The organism is Roseateles sp. P5_E11, assembly GCF_054049355.1.
On record NZ_JBFUMO010000058.1, the window covers coordinates 1 to 18,698 of the forward strand.

Sequence of the window (18,698 nt, forward strand, 5' to 3'; positions counted from 1 at the left end):
GCCCAGTTCGACGCGCTCGCGGATGAAGGGCTTGCCATCGATGTCCTTGAGGTCGATCAGATCGCGGCCGACCTGCTTCTCGTTGGCGCCGTGGGCCAGGCATTTGCCGTCCATGCCGTAGACGACGATGTAGAGGTCGGCCTTGACGAACTGCGGGTCCTTGGCCGTGATCGTGGCATAGGCCTTGTCCTTGCCGTTGGCCTTGATGAAGGTCACAGCCTTCTTGACGGTGGCGACCGCGTCATCCTTGGTCGCGTTGTCGGCCAGTGCGGCCTGGGCGCCGAAGACGGCCGCCAGTGCGAATGCAAAACTCACTACTCGGGATCGGTTCATGCGAGCTCCTTGCCAGCCGTTGTGAAATCGTTGTCTGCGGCCCAGTGTCGCTCCGGAAAAACAGATCGTGCAAGTGCATAAGCCGCAATCAGCCCCGTAAAGCGGGCCCGGCGGACGTGCATGGAAGAATGCCGCCATGACGACCCGCCCCCAGCCCGATGGCCGCGAGACATACCCCCGCTTCGTGCCGCTGACGACGCGGTGGATGGACAACGACGCCTACGGCCACTTGAACAACGTCGTCTACTACAGCCTCTTCGACACGGCTGTGAACAGCCTGCTCATCGAAGCCGGCGCGCTGGACATCCATGGCGGCGAGGTCATTGGCCTGGTCGTCGAGACGCATTGCAACTTCTTCGAGTCGCTGGCCTTCCCGCAGCGCATCGAGGCCGGCGTGCGCGTGGCCCAGCAGGGACGCTCCAGCGTGCGCTACGAGATCGGCCTGTTCGCTGAAGGCGCCGCCGCGTGCGCAGCGCGGGGTCATTTCGTGCATGTCTACGTCGACCGCGTCAGCCGCCGCCCGGTGGCCGAGCTGCCGGCCTCCTATCTCCAAGCCTTGAAGACCCTGACGCCATGAGCCGTTTCGCCACGCCCACGCCCGAGCAGACCGCCGCGGTCGATGCCGCCATCAAGACCCGGCACTCGCTGCGCGCCTTCCTGCCGAAACCGGTGCCGCGCGCGACCATCGAGGACATTCTTGAGGTCGCCTCCTGGGCGCCCTCTGGCACCAACACCCAGCCGTGGCAGGTGCATGTGATGACGGGTGCGGCGTTGACGCGCGTGGCCGGCCGCATCCAGGCCGCCTACCTCGACCCCGAGCAGAACGCCGGCCACAAGGAGGAATACGCCTACTACCCCACCGAATGGCGCAGCCCCTACATCGACCGCCGCCGCAAGGTGGGCTGGGATCTCTACGGGCTGCTGGGCATCGCCAAGACCGACAAGTCGCGCATGCAGCACCAGCATGGCCGCAATTTCATCTTCTTCGACGCGCCGGTCGGCCTGATGTTCACCATCGACCGCGTCATGCAGCAGGGTTCGTGGCTGGACTACGGCATGTTCCTGCAGAACATCATGGTGGCGGCCCGTGCGCGCGGCCTGCACACCTGCCCGCAGGCCGCGTTCACGCAGTTCCACCGCGTCATCGCCGAGGAGTTGCAATTGAGCGATGAGCAGATGGTGGTCTGCGGCATGTCCATGGGCTATGCCGACCCGGATGCCATCGAGAACAGCCTCGTCACCGAGCGCGCGCCGGTGGCCGAGTTCACGCGCTTCATCGAATGAGTTTCTCCGGCGCCGAACTCGGCCTGACCTGGGCCGCGCCGTTCGCGGGCCTGCTGTTGTCGATTGCCGTCATGCCGTTGGCCGCGCCGGCCTTCTGGCACCACCACTTCGGCAAGATCGCCGCGGGCTGGACGCTGGCCTTGCTGATCCCGTTTGCGCTCGCATTCGGGGCGGCAGAGACCGGCGGCGTGCTGGTGCACACGCTGGTCGAGGAATACCTGCCTTTCACCATCCTGCTCGGCGCGCTGTACACGACGGCCGGCGGCATCTTCATCCGCGGCAATCTGCATGGCAGCCCGACGCTCAACTCGGGCCTGATGCTGCTGGGCGCCGCACTGGCCAGCTTCATGGGCACGACGGGCGCCTCCATGTTGCTGATCCGCCCGCTGATCCGCGCCAACGACAACCGCCGCCACAACGCCCATGTCGTCGTCTTCTTCATCTTCATCGTCAGCAACGTCGGCGGGTCGCTGACGCCGCTGGGCGACCCGCCGCTCTTTCTCGGCTTCCTGCAGGGCGTCAGCTTCTTCTGGACGGCCGGGCAACTGTGGCAGGAAACGCTGTTCCTGCTCGCTGCGCTGCTCGCCGTGTTCTGGGGCATCGACGCCTGGCTCTACCGCAAGGAAGGCATCACGCCCGCTGACCCGACACCCGACGCGCCCCGGCTGGGTCTGGAAGGCGTCATCAACCTGCTGCCGCTCGTCGTGGCCATCGGCCTGGTGCTGATGAGCGGTACCTGGAAGCCGGGCATCGTCTTCGACCTCTGGGGCACGCCGCTGCCGTTGCAAGCCCTGGTGCGCGACGTGGGCCTCGTCGTCGTGACGTTCGCGTCGCTGTGGCTGACACCGGCCGGTGTGCGCGAGAAGAACCAGTTCAGCTGGGCGCCGATGCAGGAAGTGGCCAAGCTCTTCATCGCCATCTTCCTGACCATGGTGCCCGTCATCGCCATGCTCAAGGCCGGCCCGGCCGGTGTGTTCGCGTCGCTGGCCGCCATGCTCGATTCGCCGATGGCCTATTTCTGGCTGACGGGCGGCCTGTCTTCGGTGCTGGACAACGCGCCGACCTATCTCGCCTTCTTCAACCTCGCCGGCGGCAATGCAGCCCAGCTGATGAATGAAGGTGCATCGCTGCTGGCGGCCATCTCAGGCGGCGCCGTCTTCATGGGCGCGATGACCTATATCGGCAACGCGCCCAATTTCATGGTCAAGGCCATTGCCGAGGAGCGAGGTGTCAAGATGCCGAGCTTTGGTGGCTATCTGCTCTGGTCTTGCGCGGTGCTGCTGCCGCTTCTCTTCGTGATGGGCTGGATATGGATGCGATGAAGAAAGTCCTGATCGCGCGCAGGGCGCCAGCGGCCGTCGTTGAAAAACTCGCGGCCCAATTCGACGTGGACTTCCATCAGGGCGAGGCGCCGCTGACCCCCGACGAGTTGCGCGCCCGTCTGCAAGGCAAGGTCGGCGCTTACATCACCGGCACCGAGCGCATCAMCGCCGAGCTGCTTGATGCCTGCCCCGATCTGCGCGCCGTCTGCACGATGAGCGTGGGCTACAACCACATCGACCTGGCCGCTTGCACGGTGCGCCGTGTCCTCGTCACCAACACGCCCGATGTGCTGACCGAATCGACGGCCGACTTCGGCTTTGCGCTGCTGATGGCCACGGCCCGGCGCATGAGCGAGGGCGAGCGCCTGCTGCGAGACGGGCGCTGGAAGAGCTGGGCCTGGGACTTCCTGGCCGGCTCCGACGTGCATGGCGCCACGCTGGGCATCCTCGGCATGGGCCGCATCGGCCAGGCCATTGCGCGGCGTGGCCGCTTCGGCTTCGGCATGAAGGTGATCTATCACAACCGTTCGCGGCTGCCGGCCGACATCGAGGCTGAACTTGGCGCAAGCTATCTGACCAAGGAAGCGCTGCTGCGCCAGGCCGATCACCTCATCCTCGTGCTGCCTTATTCGGCCGAGTCCCACCACTGCATCGCCGCGCCCGAGCTGGCGCTGATGAAGCCGACGGCCACTCTCGTCAACATCGCCCGCGGCGGCATCGTCGACGAAGATGCGCTGGCCGCGGCACTGCGCGAGAACCGCATCGCCGCTGCCGGCCTTGATGTCTTCGAGGGCGAACCGCGTGTGAATCCGGCGTTGCTGACGCTGCCCAACGTCGTCCTCACGCCGCACATCGCCAGCGCCACCATGCCCACCCGCCTGGCCATGGCAGACCTGGCTGCCGACAACCTCGTCGCCGCGCTGACCGGTGCCAAGCCCCTCACGCCGCTGAACCCTGAAGTCATTCCCGCATGAACCGCCGCCTGATCTGCCTGCTTTCCTTGCTGCCCGCGCTGGCTTTCGGCCAGTCCGTCAAGAACAAGGGCGCGCCGCCGCCGCCCGCGCCCGTCGTGGAAGACAAGACGCCGCGAGACCCCAACAAGTTCGCAGTCCTGTCCCTGCTGGGTGACAACGTGCAGCTCATCTCCTTGAGCCCGGCGCGTGGCGACACGGTGCAGTCCGGCGACTGGACGTCCACGCCCGCCGGGGGCCTGGACAACGCGGTGCTGCAGGCCTTGAACGGTGCCATCACGGCCTCGGCCAAAGGTCGCGAGGTCAAGCTCTACACCTCGACCACGCGCAGCCTGTTCGGCGACCCGGCTCACCTGTTCGTTGACGGCAGGCTCAGCCTGCCTGGCAAGCTCGGCGACGCGGTGCGCCAGAGCGGCGCGGCCCAGCTGCTGCTGGTCACGCGCAGCCGCCAGGAGCCGGCCCTGGCCGCGGCCTTGCCGGGCCGCATCCTTGCGACCCTGGAAGGCCCGGGCTTTGTGCTGGACCAGCGCCCCAGCGGCCAGATCAGCTTTGATGGCCAGGGCGCCCTGCCGGTGTTCGCGTCCTATGTGTCCATCCGCGTCGCGCTGATCGACCTCAGCGATCTCAAGCTCAGGCGCGAGCAGTCGCTCGCCGTGGCGGCACGCCTGCCGGTGGACCGCGAGGCCGCTGCCAACCCCTGGGCCGCCACGACGGCCGAGCAGCGCGTGAAGGCGTTGGAGGCCCTCATCGAGGCCGAACTCCCGCGCGCCGTGGCCTCTCTCGTCTCACCCTAGGTCCGGCACAGCCTTGAACACCCCGGCCGGGTCGTAGGCCTGCTTGACCTGGCGCAGCCGCGCGAGGTTGGCGCCGAAATAGGCCTCGGCCGGCCTGGCCAGCAGGCCGTCCAGATAGTTCACATAGGCACCGCCGCTGCTCCACGCCTGCATCGTCGTGCGCATGCCGTGTGTCCAGGCCGCGGCCTCGTCCAGCGTTGCAGCCGCTGCGCTGACCGGAAACTCGGCCAGGTATTGGGCGCTGAAGAGGGCGCGGCGGTGCGCGAAGGCCGTCGCATCGGGCGCGACGCGAGCGATGGCGCCGCCCATCAGGTTGAGCAGCACGGCACCGGCGCGGCCGCTGTCACGACGCTGTTGCAGGGCCTGGCCCAGGGCGGTGACGCCGGTGGCATCCAGCGCGTTGTCGAAATAGTCCGAGCTGGCCGCCATGGCCACGCGGCCCAGCTGGCCGTTGGCGTTCTGGCTCGGCAGGTGGCACTGGGCGCGGCTCAGCGCCGCGCAACTGCCGAGCATGACGTCGCGGTAGCTGCGCGCCTGCAGCGTGGCGTCCGGCGGCGTGCGGCCGATGCGCGTGAGCAGGGCGCTCCAGTGCGGCTGCACGGTGGCCGCGTCGCCGATGGCGATGCCCCACAGATAAGCCCCCTGGCCTGACAGCGCGAGCTGGGACCAGGCCGTGTCTGGCAGGGTCTGTGGCCAGGCCTGCCAGGCCGCCAGGACGGCCGGCAGTTCGCTGAGCGCGAAGCTCGCACCGAACTGTGTCAACGGCGCGACGGCGTGGGTCTGGAAAGTCAGCGACGTGACCAAGGCGACCTGGCCACCGCCACCGCCACGCAGCGCCCAGAAGAGATCGGGCTGCAACGTGTCGCTGCATTCGAGCTGCTCGCCGCTGGCCGTGACGACGCGGGCAGATAGCAGCGCGTCGCAGGTCAGGCCATAGGCGCGGTCCAGCACGCCGATGCCGCCGCCCAGTGTGATGCCGGCAATGCCGACGCTGACGCAGCTGCCCGAGGGGATGCAGCGGCCGGCGGTGATGAGGCTGTCGTAGACGTCGGTGAGCTTGGCGCCGGCGCCGACGGTGGCGCGGTCGCCATCCAACTGCACGCTGTCCATGGCGCCCACGTCGATGAGCAGGCCGCTGCCGGTGCTGGCTCCGAGATAGCTGTGGCCGCCACTGCGGCCCGTGAAGGCGAGCTTTTGCTGCTTGGCGAAGGCCAGGGCCGAGACGATGTCGCCCGCGCTCGCGCAGCGGGCCACGGCCAGCGGCAACTGGCTGTCGTAGCGGGCATTTGCGCCGCGGTGCAGGCGGTCGAAGTCGGCTTGCGCGGGCAGCACCAGCTGGCCCTGCAGCTGGCGCGACAGGCTGTCCCAATCCGGCCCGGCCGGTGGGGCAGGCGCCGGCGCAGGAGAGGGCGCAGGTGCCGAATTCCCACCGCCGCCGCAGCCGGCCAGTCCGCCGCTCAACGCCGCCGCGCCGCCCAGCCCGAGAACAAAACGTCGTCGCTCCATCGCCCGCCTGACAATGCCAATAAAAGACCAGACGCTCGACTTTACGCGATACCAATAAGATACCAATGAAAGCGATTGCGCGCCGGGCGACAATGGCCCGCATGAGCCTGTTCGACGTGTTGATGCTGGGCCTGCTGGCCCTGGTTTTGGTCCTGCTGGTGTTGATCTGGGCTCGCCAGAAACCGCAAACCGGCGTGGCGCCCGAGCTGCTGCAGAGCAACGAGCGGCTGGAGCGCGAACTGCGCGACGAGCTGGGCCGCAGCGCCAGCGGCACGCGCCAGGAACTGGTGCAAGGCCTTGCCCAATTCCAGCAGGTGCTGACGCAGGGATTGCAGGGCAGCAACCAGTCCCTCGCGCAGCAGGCACTTGCCGCGCGCGAGTCGCAGGACGCCGCCGCGCAGCGCAGTGCGCTGGCGCAGGGCGAGTCCATGCAGCGCCTGACCGATGCAATGCTCGAGCAGCTCAAGGCCATGTCCACCAGCAACGAACAGCGCATGGCCGAGCTGCGCCATACCGTTGAGTTGCGCCTGACCAGCATCCAGCAGGACAACGAGAAGAAGCTCGAGCAGATGCGGGCAACGGTGGACGAGAAGCTGCACGCCACGCTGGAACAGCGCCTGGGCGAGAGCTTCAAGCAGGTGGCCGAGCGGCTGGAGCAGGTGCACAAGGGCCTGGGCGAGATGCAGAACCTGGCGCGCGACGTGGGCTCGCTGAACCGCGTGCTGACCAACGTGAAGACGCGCGGCATCTTTGGCGAAGTGCAACTGGCGGGCCTGCTGGAGCAGGTTTTCACGCCGGAACAGTACGCAGCCAACGTGGCGACGCTGCCCGGCTCGTCCGAACGCGTGGAGTTTGCGATCAAGCTGCCCGGCCAGCGCGACGATGGCCAGCCACTCTGGCTTCCCATCGACGCCAAGTTCCCGCGCGAGGACTACGAGCGCCTGCTCGACGCACAGGAAAAGGGCGACCCCGTGGCCGCCGAAGCCTCGGCCAAGGCCATCGAAATGCGCCTGYGGATGGAGGCGCGCACCATCCGCGAGAAATACATCGCGCCGCCGCATACAACCGACTTCGGCATCCTCTTCGTGCCCACCGAGGGCCTGTACGCCGAGGCCCTGCGCCGCCCGGGTCTGATGGAGAGCCTGCAGCGCGAACACAAGGTCATGCTCTGCGGCCCCACCACCTTGCTGGCCACGCTGACCAGCCTGCAGATGGGCTTTCGCACGCTGGCGCTGGAGAAACGCTCGGCTGAGGTCTGGGAAGTGCTGGGAGCGGTCAAGACCGAGTTCGGCAAGTTCGGCGAGGTGCTGGCCAAGACGAAGAAGAAGCTCGAAGAGGCCAGCAACACCATCGATCTGGCCGAGACCCGCACGCGCCAGATGACGCGCAAGCTCAAGAGCGTCGAGGCGCTGCCCGACGACGCAGCCCAGCGCATGTTGCAGCTCGACAAGCTCGTTGAGCTCGGCGAGGACGCCGAGTGACCGACTCCGCCCCAGCGGGGAAGAAGGCCAATCTGCGCCACGCCTTCGTGTGGCTGATCGCCACGATGATCTGCGTGCATGCCTGCATGGCCACCACGCGCGTGACCGCCAGCCTGTGGGTGCTCAACCGCGGCTATGGCGAGGCCTCGGTGGGCCTGCTGCTCAGCCTCTTCGCCGTCGCGCCCATCGTGCTGTCGCTGTGGGCCGGGCGGCTGGCGGACCGGCACGGCTTTCATCGGCCCGTGGGTGTGGGTGTGCTGATGGCCGGCTGCGGCGCGCTGCTGGCGTTGGCCGTGCAGCAGCTCTGGGCCATCGCCGTCGGCTGCCTGCTGTGTGGCGGTGCGGTCGCCGTCGCGGCCGTGGCGCTGCAGCGCGAGGCCGGGTTGATGGCCGACGAGCCGGGCGAGCTCAAGCGCATCTTCAGCTGGATGGCCCTGGGCCCGGCCCTGTCCAACGCGCTGGCGCCGGTGATTGCCGGGATTCTCATCGATCAGTTCGGCATGACGGCTGCCTTCGGCTTCGCGACGCTGCTGCCGCTGCTGGCCTGGGGTTTTGCGCAGAAGGTACCGCGCCATCAGCCCGAGCCACTGACCAAGAGCTTTCGCGAGCGCGCCGCCTGGCAGTTGTTCCGGCTGCCGGCCTTTCGCCGCCTCATCCTCGTCAACCTGGTGCTGTCGGCCTGCTGGGATGCGCACAGCTTCGTCGTGCCCGTGGTGGRCCATGCGCGCGGCCTGTCGGCAGTCAGCATCGGCATCGTGCTGGGCAGCTTCGCTGCCGCGGCCACCTGCGTGCGTCTGGCCATCGTGCGCTTCGCCGACGAACTGGACGAGGTCAAGGCCCTGCGCACGGCCATGGTGGTCGCAATGCTGACCTTCATGGCCTATGCCTGGCTGCCGGGCACCGTTGGTCTGATGTGCGGCTCCGCTTTGCTGGGCGTGGCGCTGGGCTCGGTGCAGCCCATGATCATGGCCATGCTGCACCACGTGACGCCGCCCGGTCGCCATGGCCAGGCGCTGGGCCTGCGCATGTTGACGGTCAACGGTGCGACGGTGGCCATGCCCGCCGGCTTCGGCATCCTCGCCGCGGCCACTGCCCTGGTAGCGCCGATGTGGCTGATGGCCTCGCTGTTGCTTGTGGCCCAGCTGCCGGCCAGACATCTGCGTCAGCAATAGCTCTCTGGCGCCGGTTGGCGCAAGCCCCCTAGCATCCGGCACTGGAGGTGGGGCGATGAGGATTCAGATCTGGTTTGCCGGCCTGCTGTTGGCCGCGTCCGCGGCCGTGGCTCAGGTGGAAGAAGACGACAGCGAGGCACCCGTCGTCATGGCCGAGGCCGAGGCGCAAGCCCTGCTCGCTGAAGCGCTGCCCGTCGAGCCCGCAGCCCGCTACGCGCTGCTGCAGCGCCAGGCCCGCGCGGCGCAGGCGCTGGAACAGCGCGGCAAATATGTGGAGCTGCTGCGCGAGCTGGCCACCTTTGGCCGCAGCCAGCCCGGCGGCGAGATCTGGATCCGCCAGTACCTCAGCGCCGAATTCATCTGGGGCAGCTCGGGCAAGTCCATGGCTGCGGCCGATGCCTTTGCCAGCGACGCGACGCTGAGCCTGCCCACGCGGGCGGCGGCCGCGCTGCGCCACGTCTACGCGCTGGCCCAGGCGCGCGACCGCGCGGTCATGGAGCGCATGTGGTCGCGTGCGCAGGGCCTGGTCAGGCAGGCGCAGGAGTCGCTCGGCGACCGCGACCCAGCGGCGACGCTGCGGCTGCGCGTCGACCACCTGCAGGTGCGCTCCGAGATCGAGCGATGGGAAGGGCGGCTGGCCGACGCGGTGGCAACGCTGCGGGAGGCTGTGCGCCTGGCGCAGAAGGGCGTGGAGGACGCGCGCAGACTCCCCAGCGGAGGCCAACGGCCGCTGCGCGACCCCGCCGTGCAGGACGCCTATGGCTGGTACGACGGCTCGCAAGGCATGCTGGTCTATGCCCTGGTGCGACACGGCCGCGCCCCCGAGGCCATCCAGATTGCCCAGGGCAATCTGGCGCTGTGGCGGGCCGGCCAACTGAGTGATGCGTTGGGTGCGCGCTGGAGCTACCGCCTTGGCCAGGCTCAGGTGGCTGCGCGGCAATATGCCGCCGCGCTGGAGAACGCCCAGCGCGCCGACGACATGCTGCAGCGCTCGGGCGCCAGTGCCGCCAGCCACACCCGCTGGCTGGCGCGCCAGGAGCAGGTGAGGGCGCTGATCGGCCTGCGCCGCTGGCCCGAGGCCGATGCCTTCTACCGCGACTTCCTGGCCAGCCTGCCCGCCGACAGCCTGGCCAAGGACCGCGCCAGCGACTGGCGGCTGCGCGCGTTGCTGGCCGCCAAGAACGGCCGCTTCGACGAGGCCCTGGACGCCGTCGAGCGCGTATTGCGCTATCGCCAGCGCCTTTACGGCGAGACCCATCCGCAGACGCAGGAGGCCAGCGGCGTGCGCGCCCTGGTGCGCATGCTCAAGGGCGATATGGCCGGCGCCTGGAGCGACTACCAGCCGCTGTTCACGGCCCTGCTGGACAACCCTGGCGGCTGGCAGGACCTGGACCTCAACGGCGCGCGTGGCTTCGTGCTGGGCCTGGCGTTTGACGAGTTCCTGCGCGAGATCGGCGCGCGAGCCCTGCGCGGCGAGGCGTTGGAGCCGGCCTGGACCGACCGCGCCATGCAGGTGGCCGACCGCCTGCAGGCCGGCGCCGCCCATCGCGCGCTGACCGACGCCACGGCACGCCTGCTGGCCGCGACGCCAGCCCTGCGCGCGCTGCTGGAGGAGGAGGCCAACCTGCGCGCCGCCGCCAGCTCGCGCAATGGGGCTCTGGCCACCCAGCTCAACGAAGAGGACCGCCTGCGCCGGCGCAACAGCAGCGAGGAGACCAAGGCCGAGCTCAAGGCCCTGCCCGACGCCGAACGCAAGAAGAGGCAGAAGGCCCTGGCCGATGAACTCGCCGCCGTGCGCGAGCAGGTGCGCCAGGGCCGGGAGCAGGCCCAGGCCGCGCGTGAGGTCTTGAACGCCCAGCGCGAACGCGTCGCCAAGGCCTACCCGGCCTATGCTGACCTCGTCACGCCTGCACTTCCGCCGCCCGCAGCGCTGCAAAAGCTGATGTCGCCCGGCGAGGCCCTGCTCGTCGTGCAGCCGCTGGAGGGGGCGACGCTGGCCTGGTGGGTCACGCCCGGCGCGCCGACGCGCTTTGCCGCGTCCAGCATCGGCGCGGCCGGCTGGGCCGACAAGGTGGTGCAGATCCGCACGGCGCTGGACCTGAGCACCGGCCGCCCGCCGACGCTGCCGACGGCCGCCCTGCATGAAGTCTGGCGCGAACTCATCGCGCCGCTGCAGCCCGGTGCCGATGTGAAGAGCCTGCTTGTCGCCGCCGACGGTGCGCTGGCGGCCCTGCCGTTTGCGGCCGTGCTGACCACACCCGAGCCCAGCGCCTTCGTTGCCCGCCGCATGGCCGTCACCCAACTGCCCTCGGCCGGCGCACTGTTCGCGCTGCGCCGCGCTGCCGCGCCGGCGCTGGCAACCAAGCCGCTGTTCGGCGTCGGTGACCCGCAGTTCAAGTCCAACGCAAAAACCACGATCCCTGCCGGCCGCGCCGCGTTGAACAGCAGCGCCACCAGGTACGACGCCGCCTGGGGTTTCAGCTATGGCGACATCCCGCCGCTGCCCGAAACCCGCATCGAGCTGACGGCGCTGGCCAAGGCCCTGGGCGCCAACCCGCACACCGATCTGCTGCTCGGCGCCGCCGCCACGCGCGAGGCGGTGCTGGCCGCGCCCCTGCAGGACCGCCGTGTCGTTGCCTTCGCCACGCATGGGCTGATGCCCGGCGAGCTGCCAGGCGTGTCCAAGCCCGCGCTCGCATTGGCGCCTGGCCCCGACGCCACGGCCTCGCCGCTGCTCGAACTCGACGACGTGTTGACCTTGCGCCTGAACGCCCAGGCCGTGCTGCTGTCGGCCTGCAACACGGCTGCGGGCGAGCAGGGCGGGGCGGCCATGTCGGGCCTGGTGCGCGGCTTCTTCTTCGCCGGCAGCCGCTCGGTGCTGGCCACGCATTGGGCGGTAGAGACCTCATCCGCCGCGGTGCTGACGGCCGCCACCTTCTCGGCCAAGGCGCCGCGGGCCGAGGCACTGCGCCTGGCTCAAGTGGGGATGATCGAGGGAACTCTCGGTGGCGGGCGCTGGACGCATCCGTTCTACTGGGCGGGATACGCCTTGTTCGGCGATCCATCTCGATAGGAGTCTGAAGAAATGCGTTTGCTGGTGTTGTGCCTGTCCCTGCTGAGTTCAGCCGCCTTGGCCCAGCAGGCCTGCGAGGTCATGGCCGTCAGCGGCGAGGCCCAGCGCGTCGATGGCAAGGCGCTGGCGGTGGGCGACAAGCTCGACGTCGGCACGACGCTGCGAACCGGCGCGGCCGGCCGCGTGCGGCTGAAGTTCGTCGACGGTTCCGTCGTTGTGCTGGCCGACAAGAGCCAGCTGCGCATCGAGGCCTTCAGCGTGGCGCCTGCCCAACCGCGGGCCGCCGAGTTGCTGTTGGAAACGGGCCTGATCGGCCAGCGCGTGACGCCGTCGGGCGGCGGCAGCTGGCGCGTGCGCACGCCCACCGCCGTGACCGCCGTGCGCGGCACCGAGTTCAGCGTCGAGGTCGGCGACGACCGCGCGACCGCCGTGCTGGTGAAGACCGGCGAGGTCGACGTCGAGCCTGCCGGCCCGCAGACCCGCGGCATCAAGCCACGCTACCCGGTGCGCCTGCAGAAGAAGCTCAACGGCACGCATTGCGATGGCAGCCAGTGCGTGGCGGCCATGGCTTGGGCGGCCGACAAGGTGGCTCGCGTCGAACAGCGCCTGGGGTCGCTGGATTGAGATCCCGTATCGGCTATGTGCTGATCGGCCTGGCGGCGGCCCTGCTGGGCCTGGCGATGCTGGCTTGGCGGGCCGACGTGCCTGTGCTGGAACGCCCCGACCAATGGGCGTTGGACTGGCAGACGCGCTGGCGCGGTGAGCTGGCGCCGGGCACCGAATTGCCGCTGCTGCTGGTGCGCGTGGACGATGCCGCACTGGAGTCCCTGGGCGGGCGCGTGCCCGACCGTGCCGAGATGGCGCGTGCCGTGCAGGCCCTGCAGGCGGGCGGCGCGCGCGCCGTGGCGCTGGACATCCTGCTGCTGCCCGGCGGCGGTACGCCCGAAGGCAGCGCCGCCCTGGCCGCGGCGATGAAAGCCTGCGCTTGCGCCCTCATTCCCTTCTCCCTGCCCGATGACGGCAAGGCCGACGCCGCCGCGGCGCCCGCGCCCGTGCTGGCCCAGGCCCTGCTGCGCTATGACGACGAAGCCGCGCTGGCGCGCAGCGAGGGCTACTACCGGCCGCGCCGCCTCGTCGCCCCGGAGGCCGTCCTGGCCGAGGCCGCCGCGGCCCTGGGCCACATCAGCGTGCGGCCGGAACCCGACGGCAGCATGCGCCGCGACCTGCCGCTGCTGCGCCTGAACGGCGAGGTCTATCCCTCCCTGCCGCTGCGCCTGGCCGCCTTCGCGCGCGGTGTCGACTGGCCTGCAGCCCGAGCCCGCTTCGGCGCGGAATTCACCGCCGGCAAGGGGCTGCAGTTCCGCCTGGACGAGCTGTCGCGCCTCGGGGTGAACTACTACGGTCCCGGTGGCCCGGCCAGCAGTTTTGACAGCGTGGGTTTTGCCGACCTGCTGGCCGGCCGCGTCGAGCCGGCGCGGCTGCAAGGCCGCGTGGTGGTCCTGGGCGTGTCGGCCCTGGCCGCCGGCGACCACGTGCCCACGCCCTACGACGCCCGCCTGCCGGGCATGGAGAGGATCGCCACCGTCAYCGACAACCTGCTGACGGGCCGCAGCCTGGTGCGTCCGGCCTGGGGCGGCGCGGCCGAACTGGCCGCCGTCTTCCTGCTGCCCTTTGCCGCCGTGGCGCTGCTCGCCCGCCGCTCCCTGGGTGTCGCCTTGGCCGCCATCGTGCTGGGCACGCTGGCCCTGCTGGCCGGCGTGCAGTGGGCCTTCGAGAGCCACTACTTCGTCTTCGCAATGGCGCCGCCGCTGCTGGCCCTGGCCATCGCGACGCTGGGCGGCAGCGCACTGCGTGCCGGCATCGAGCAGGGCCGGCGCCGGGTGGCCGCGCGCCAGCTCGCCGCGAGCGAGCAGCGCTATGCCTTGGCGGCCCAGGGCGCCAACGACGGCCTGTGGGACTGGGACCTGACGACGGGCGAGGTCTATTACTCACCGCGCTGGCTGGCGCTGATGGGCCTGTCTGCCGCCGAGGCCGGCCATGCCATCCAGGCGTGGACGCAGCCCCTGGAGCCTGCCATGCGCCACGCCTTCGAGGCCGAGCTGCAGGCGCATCTGGACGGGCAGAGCCTGCAGTTCCACCAGGTGCTGCATTTCCATCAGGGTGGCCAGGAGCGCTGGCTGCTGGCGCGCGGCCTGGCCGTGCGCGAGGGTGAAGGTAAGAGCGCCAGGCCGGTGCGCATGGCCGGCTCGCTGACGGACATCTCCGAGAGCCAGCGCCTGCAGCAGCAGATCAGCTTCGACGCCCTGCACGACCGCCTCACCGGGCTGGCCAACCGCGTGCTGTTCCGCGAGCAGCTGACGCAGCTGCTGTCCGGCGTGCTGGCGCCCGAGACCGGCCTGCTGCTGCTCGGCCTGGATGGTTTCCGGGCCCTGAACGAGACCCACGGGCCCGTCGTTGGCGATACCGTGCTGACCGAGCTGGCCAGCCGCCTCAAATCGAATTTCGGAGCGCGTCATCTCGTGGCGCGCATGGGCCCCGACCAGTTCGCACTGCTGCTGGCCGGTGGCGACAGCGCGGCCGACTTGGGCCGCCGCGTGCAGGCCCTGCTGCAGTCGCCCTTCAATGTCGCGACACCCATGCTGCAGCTCACCGCCGGCATCGCCTGGGCCCAGCGCCGCCATGGCCCGGCCACGGCGGACGAACTGTTGACGGCGGCTGAAGGGGCGCTCGCTCGCGCCAAGGCTGGCGGCCCTGGCCAGACGCATGAGTTCGACCCCGCCGAGCAGCTCGTCGAACAGTCGCGCCGCTGGCTGCGCGACGCCATCGACGCAGCCCTGGCCAGCGGCACGCAGTTCGAGCTGCACTACCAGCCCTTTGTGCGGCTGTCGGACCGCGCCCTGCTCGGCTTCGAAGCGCTGATCCGCTGGCGCCATCCCGAGCGCGGGCTGATCATGCCGGGCGACTTCATCCCCGTGGCCGAGGCCAGCGGCCAGATCTGCGCCATCGGCCGCTGGGCCCTGCTGGAGGCCGCGGGCCAGCTGCGACGCTGGCAGCCGCTGGGCTTCACCGGCGAGGTGGCCGTCAACCTGTCCGGCGTGCAGCTGGAGCGCGACCTGGAACTGCTGGCCGACGCCCGCGCCACGCTCGCGGCGCTGGGCGACGTGCCCACGCACCGACTCAAGCTCGAAGTCACCGAGAGCATGGCCATGGCCAACCCGCAGCGCAGCGCCGAGGTTCTGCAGGAGCTGGCGCGCATGGGCTTCAAGCTCAGCATTGACGACTTCGGCACCGGCTACTCATCACTGGCCTATCTGCATCGCTTCCCGTTCGACACGTTGAAGGTCGACCGCAGCTTCGTCATCCGCCTGGCCGCCGGCCGCGAGGCTCAGGAGATCGTCCGCACCATCGTCGGCCTGGCCCTGGCCCTGGGCAAGCAGACGCTGGCCGAAGGCGTCGAGGACGAAAAGCAGGCCGCGCTGCTGGAGCAGCTGGGCGTGCAGGTAGGGCAGGGCTGGTTGTTTGCGAAGGCGCTGCCTGAGGCGCAGGCGACGGAGGCGATCAGGAGCGCGCCGTGGCGGCGGTAGTGGCAGCTGGGCCTATGACTGGAGGTCGCCGCTCTGATCGGAAATTTGATGACTGTTTAGCTCCGGCAGATTTGGGAGAAGACTTCAATGAATCAAGCGCTTGCACCTTTCAAATCGCGTCGATCTAGGGTGCAGCCTGCATGCCTAAGAGGCGCTGACGGTCTGTCGAGAATGCGCTAGCCGCTCATGAGCGGTAGCACTTGGCAGTTCTGTGCTTCAGTCGACAGTTCGCGCGCGAGCACGCTTCACTCCTACCTCAGCTTCGATGCCGTTGTCGGGCTCCTCGAATCGGCATTGGTCGAAGGTTTCTGCTGGGAGCAATTCTCTGGGCAAGCCATCCGCGGCTGTCATCGTGCCTCCTTCCTGATCCGCGTTTCCGAGGTTGCCTACGATGGGTTCTTCAACTCACCAGCCGGCTATCGGGGGCAGTACGCCCGGTCCGTAGCTGCTGGCGAGGCTGCGAACAGGAGGTTGCTCGTGCAGTTCGAAGCACGGTTACTCGCCTACTCCGAAACTCGCTCGCAGATCGCTCAGTCCGTCATCCGCGACTCGCTTCGTGGAACACAAGCGAAGGTGTGGATCCGCGAGACCGAAGTTGAAGCACAACTCGGCAGTACCTTGTCGGCGATCACGTACGCCCCGTGGGAGCAAGCATCTGAAAGTGGCGTCGGCCTGCTCGCTCCCGTCGGTTCGCTGTTGGAGGTCAAAGGGGGTTGGGTCGCGCCAAGTGGTGAGGAACGGTTCAACCCAGGTAAGTCAGGCCGCAGCGCAGACAATCATCAAACAGGCTTTTCGTAGCTTCGAACGTTGAGCGACTGCAGCGAACAGATCAGTCTGTATGCGGCTGAAATTGGCGCCCCCGTATGTGCCGACGAAGTCGCGAGTGACGGCGGTGATGCCATCGCGCACTCCTCCTCTCAAACTTGTAAGTCAGCGTCGCCCATTACGAACGGCAAGGTCGCGGTCGATGGGCAGAATCGGCGCCTGTCTTGAAGCCGGGAATGATTGGAATGCGTGTGAAACATCTGCTCGCCGGCCTGCTGGCACTCTGCTGCGCGGCCAGCGCCGTCGCCGCCGACCCGCATTGGGTGACTGGCTGGGCGGCCGCACCGGACTCGCCCGGCCCGTCGCTGCAGCCGCAGACGATACGCCAGGTCGTGCGCAGCAGCGTCGCCGGTACGCAGGTGCGCATACGCCTGTCCAATCTGTTCGGCAGCGCGCCGCTGAACCTCGGACCGGTCCATCTGGCGCTGCACGCCGCCGGCTCGGCCATCCAACCGGGCAGCGATCGGGCACTCAGCTTCCAAAAGCTGCCGACGGTGACGATCGCCCCCGGCGACAGCGTCCTGAGCGATCCGGTTGAGCTGCGCGTGGCCGCGCTGCAGCAGCTGGCGCTGAGCCTGTATCTGCCGCAGGAGACCGGACCATCGACGCTGCATGGCGCGGCGCTGCAGACCGCCTGGCTGTGGCCGGGCGAGGACGCCGGCGCGGCGACGCTGTTCCCGGCCGGCGCGACCACCGACGACAGCCGCTACTTCGTCACCGATCTGGAGGTGAGCGCCGCCGCCCCGGCACGCACCTTGGTGGCGGTAGGTGACTCCATCACCGATGGTGTCGGCTCGGCCGACGACCGCAATGCGCGCTGGCCGGATTTCCTGGCCGCGCGTCTGCAGGGCGACCCGCAGCTGGCGACTATCGGCGTGGCCAATGCGGGCATCGCCGGCAACCGCATCCTCAACGACGGGCGCGCTCCCTTCGTCGGCCCGAGCGTGCTGGCGCGCTTCGAGCGCGATGCGCTGAGCAAGCCGGGCGTGCGCTGGATCGTGCTGATGCAGGGCATCAATGACATCACCGCGGCGAAGGCGCCGGCAACACCGCAGGACGACGTCAGCGCGCAGCAGATCATCGCCGGCATGCGCGACCTGATTGCAAAAGCGCATGCGAGCGGCCTGAAGATCTGGGGCGCGACGCTGCTGCCCTGCGGCGAGGCCAAGGGGTTGTTGCGCCCGACGCCGCAGAGCGAGGCCAAGCGCCAGGCGGTCAACCGCTGGATCAGAACCGCCGGCGCCTTCGATGCGCTGCTCGACTTCGACCGCCTGCTGCGTGACCCGGCCCGGCCCGATCAGCTGCTGCCGGCCTTCGACAGCGGCGATCATCTGCATCCCAACGAAGTCGGCTACCAGGCGATGGCCGCTGCCGTCGATCTGCGCTGGTTGAAGTGATCAGCCGGCGAGAGCGCTGCTGATCGCCATGCGGGCGCGCCCGCCCTGTTTGGCCTGGTACCGCGCGCATCGCCAAATTCTTCCCCAAACTCAGGCAACTCGTTGCCATCGGGCGGCACCCTCAGGGTGCGGGGCTACAGAGGTAAGGTCACGGATTCAGGAAACTGCCTTCCTCGGCGACACCGGCAGCAGTACAGCGCCGCTGTCAGCGACCGCCTGGAATCTGCAGATGCTTCAGGTGTCCGTGCGCCGCCGCACCGACACCAGCGCTCCCAATGTCTAAAAGCAAGACCTTGCGACGCGCTGTGCTCGCTCCCTCAACGAAAGATCCCATGTCCAAAGGTCAACGCGGCAACAAGGAACAGAAGAAAGCGAAGAAGGCCCATGCGCCAGCGCCCGTGATTCCCGCCACCTCGGCTGAGAAGGCTGCGGAGGCGATTTCTGTCGCTCCGCGCAAGAAATAGGCTTGGCAACAGGCCGGCCGTCCGCACCGGGCAGGAGAACCTGCAGGTGATGATGGCCTTCGGCCGCCAGCTGACGGGCTTTGCGGGCATCGTCCTTGTCAGCAATCCGCGACGCAGGTGATGACCGAGGCTGGGTTGGAAACGCACCGTTGGTGCGGCAGCGCACGGAACGCCGCTGGGGCTTCGGGAATGCTTGTGCCGTCGATATAGCGGCTGCTCACCATGAACTCGCAACACCCTCCATTCGGCATGACGGTCGCGCCCCAGGGCGCGGCGATCCTGACCGGCACGCACGGCTCATTTGGCTCGCACATCGGTTGGCGGGATGTGACCGGTGATCCGGGGCCTGACCCCCACGCGCAGGCCTCCGAGCTGTGGCAGCAAGCCGTCCATGACCTGCGCGGCAAGCTCAGCGTGGTCACGGCGGTCACTGCGTTGTTGCAGAAGCCGCGCAGCGACTTGCGCCGTTTGGAATTGATGGCCGTGCTGGAT

Annotated in this window: 16 protein-coding genes; 14 read left to right on the forward strand and 2 right to left on the reverse strand. The window is 69.0% G+C overall.

Translation table 11 applies throughout. The features are described 5' to 3' along the window. A partial coding sequence (locus tag ACXJKR_RS07025; protein ID WP_457321884.1) for a cache domain-containing protein occupies positions 1–333 on the reverse strand: 333 nt, incomplete at its 3' end. 136 nt (positions 334–469) lie between these two features. On the opposite strand from ACXJKR_RS07025, the gene ACXJKR_RS07030 reads away from it, so the two are divergent. From ACXJKR_RS07030 to ACXJKR_RS07050, 5 genes are read left to right on the forward strand one after another with little or no spacing between them, the layout of a single operon-like run. Then, entirely contained in the window at positions 470–910 is a 441-nt protein-coding gene (locus ACXJKR_RS07030) for an acyl-CoA thioesterase (protein ID WP_056194937.1), read from the forward strand. Continuing rightward, the gene (locus ACXJKR_RS07035) at positions 907–1,617 is read left to right on the forward strand and encodes a nitroreductase (protein ID WP_457321886.1); all 711 of its coding nucleotides are present in this window, start codon (positions 907–909) and stop codon (positions 1,615–1,617) included. Before ACXJKR_RS07030 ends, ACXJKR_RS07035 begins: the two co-directional genes overlap by 4 nt. Continuing rightward, positions 1,614–2,939: a sodium:proton antiporter gene (locus ACXJKR_RS07040; RefSeq protein ID WP_457321888.1), complete on the forward strand. Its 1,326-nt coding sequence runs from the start codon at positions 1,614–1,616 to the stop codon at positions 2,937–2,939. Before ACXJKR_RS07035 ends, ACXJKR_RS07040 begins: the two co-directional genes overlap by 4 nt. Further along, entirely contained in the window at positions 2,927–3,913 is a 987-nt protein-coding gene (locus ACXJKR_RS07045; RefSeq protein ID WP_457321890.1) for a 2-hydroxyacid dehydrogenase, read from the forward strand. The genes ACXJKR_RS07040 and ACXJKR_RS07045 overlap by 13 nt, the downstream gene beginning before the upstream one ends. Further along, positions 3,910–4,704, forward strand: a complete 795-nt coding sequence (locus ACXJKR_RS07050) for a hypothetical protein (protein WP_457321892.1) — start codon at positions 3,910–3,912, stop codon at positions 4,702–4,704. Before ACXJKR_RS07045 ends, ACXJKR_RS07050 begins: the two co-directional genes overlap by 4 nt. On the opposite strand, the gene ACXJKR_RS07055 is transcribed toward ACXJKR_RS07050, so the two are convergent. Continuing rightward, positions 4,696–6,210, reverse strand: a complete 1,515-nt coding sequence (locus ACXJKR_RS07055) for an FAD-binding oxidoreductase (protein ID WP_457321894.1) — start codon at positions 6,208–6,210, stop codon at positions 4,696–4,698. The two genes, ACXJKR_RS07050 and ACXJKR_RS07055, sit on opposite strands and share 9 nt — an antisense overlap. A 101-nt stretch (positions 6,211–6,311) precedes the next feature. Between ACXJKR_RS07055 and ACXJKR_RS07060 the strand changes: the two genes are divergently transcribed. The 9 genes from ACXJKR_RS07060 to ACXJKR_RS07100 form a co-directional block, all read left to right on the forward strand. After that, complete coding sequence (locus tag ACXJKR_RS07060) at positions 6,312–7,691, forward strand: DNA recombination protein RmuC (RefSeq protein ID WP_457321896.1); 1,380 nt, start codon at positions 6,312–6,314, stop codon at positions 7,689–7,691. Continuing rightward, the gene (locus tag ACXJKR_RS07065) at positions 7,688–8,863 is read left to right on the forward strand and encodes an MFS transporter (RefSeq protein ID WP_457321898.1); all 1,176 of its coding nucleotides are present in this window, start codon (positions 7,688–7,690) and stop codon (positions 8,861–8,863) included. Before ACXJKR_RS07060 ends, ACXJKR_RS07065 begins: the two co-directional genes overlap by 4 nt. A gap of 55 nt (positions 8,864–8,918) precedes the next feature. After that, positions 8,919–11,936, forward strand: a complete 3,018-nt coding sequence (locus ACXJKR_RS07070; RefSeq protein WP_457321900.1) for a CHAT domain-containing protein — start codon at positions 8,919–8,921, stop codon at positions 11,934–11,936. A gap of 12 nt (positions 11,937–11,948) precedes the next feature. Next, positions 11,949–12,560, forward strand: a complete 612-nt coding sequence (locus tag ACXJKR_RS07075; RefSeq protein ID WP_457321902.1) for a FecR family protein — start codon at positions 11,949–11,951, stop codon at positions 12,558–12,560. Then, the gene (locus tag ACXJKR_RS07080) at positions 12,557–15,520 is read left to right on the forward strand and encodes an EAL domain-containing protein (protein ID WP_457321904.1); all 2,964 of its coding nucleotides are present in this window, start codon (positions 12,557–12,559) and stop codon (positions 15,518–15,520) included. Before ACXJKR_RS07075 ends, ACXJKR_RS07080 begins: the two co-directional genes overlap by 4 nt. Positions 15,521–15,706: 186 nt before the next feature. Further along, a complete protein-coding gene (locus ACXJKR_RS07085; protein ID WP_457321906.1) occupies positions 15,707–16,318 on the forward strand; it encodes a hypothetical protein in 612 nt (203 codons plus the stop codon). A gap of 212 nt (positions 16,319–16,530) precedes the next feature. Continuing rightward, a complete protein-coding gene (locus tag ACXJKR_RS07090; RefSeq protein ID WP_457321908.1) occupies positions 16,531–17,742 on the forward strand; it encodes an SGNH/GDSL hydrolase family protein in 1,212 nt (403 codons plus the stop codon). Positions 17,743–18,074: 332 nt separating this feature from the next. Next, positions 18,075–18,206, forward strand: coding sequence for a hypothetical protein (locus tag ACXJKR_RS07095; RefSeq protein WP_268795242.1), 132 nt, complete (start codon positions 18,075–18,077; stop codon positions 18,204–18,206). Positions 18,207–18,455: 249 nt separating this feature from the next. Continuing rightward, positions 18,456–18,698 (forward strand): hypothetical protein (locus ACXJKR_RS07100; protein ID WP_457321910.1); only part of this gene is annotated, 243 nt, incomplete at its 3' end.

Bases quoted from the DNA above. Each gene is read 5' to 3' on its own strand.
- ACXJKR_RS07090 (WP_457321908.1), top strand. From the start codon at position 16,531: ATGCGTGTGAAACATCTGCTCGCCGGCCTGCTGGCACTCTGCTGCGCG.
- ACXJKR_RS07085 (WP_457321906.1), top strand. From the start codon at position 15,707: ATGAGCGGTAGCACTTGGCAGTTCTGTGCTTCAGTCGACAGTTCGCGC.
- ACXJKR_RS07035 (WP_457321886.1), top strand. From the start codon at position 907: ATGAGCCGTTTCGCCACGCCCACGCCCGAGCAGACCGCCGCGGTCGAT.
- ACXJKR_RS07070 (WP_457321900.1), top strand. From the start codon at position 8,919: ATGAGGATTCAGATCTGGTTTGCCGGCCTGCTGTTGGCCGCGTCCGCG.
- ACXJKR_RS07055 (WP_457321894.1), bottom strand. From the start codon at position 6,210: ATGGAGCGACGACGTTTTGTTCTCGGGCTGGGCGGCGCGGCGGCGTTG.
- ACXJKR_RS07095 (WP_268795242.1), top strand. From the start codon at position 18,075: ATGTCCAAAGGTCAACGCGGCAACAAGGAACAGAAGAAAGCGAAGAAG.
- ACXJKR_RS07075 (WP_457321902.1), top strand. From the start codon at position 11,949: ATGCGTTTGCTGGTGTTGTGCCTGTCCCTGCTGAGTTCAGCCGCCTTG.
- ACXJKR_RS07040 (WP_457321888.1), top strand. From the start codon at position 1,614: ATGAGTTTCTCCGGCGCCGAACTCGGCCTGACCTGGGCCGCGCCGTTC.
- ACXJKR_RS07030 (WP_056194937.1), top strand. From the start codon at position 470: ATGACGACCCGCCCCCAGCCCGATGGCCGCGAGACATACCCCCGCTTC.
- ACXJKR_RS07050 (WP_457321892.1), top strand. From the start codon at position 3,910: ATGAACCGCCGCCTGATCTGCCTGCTTTCCTTGCTGCCCGCGCTGGCT.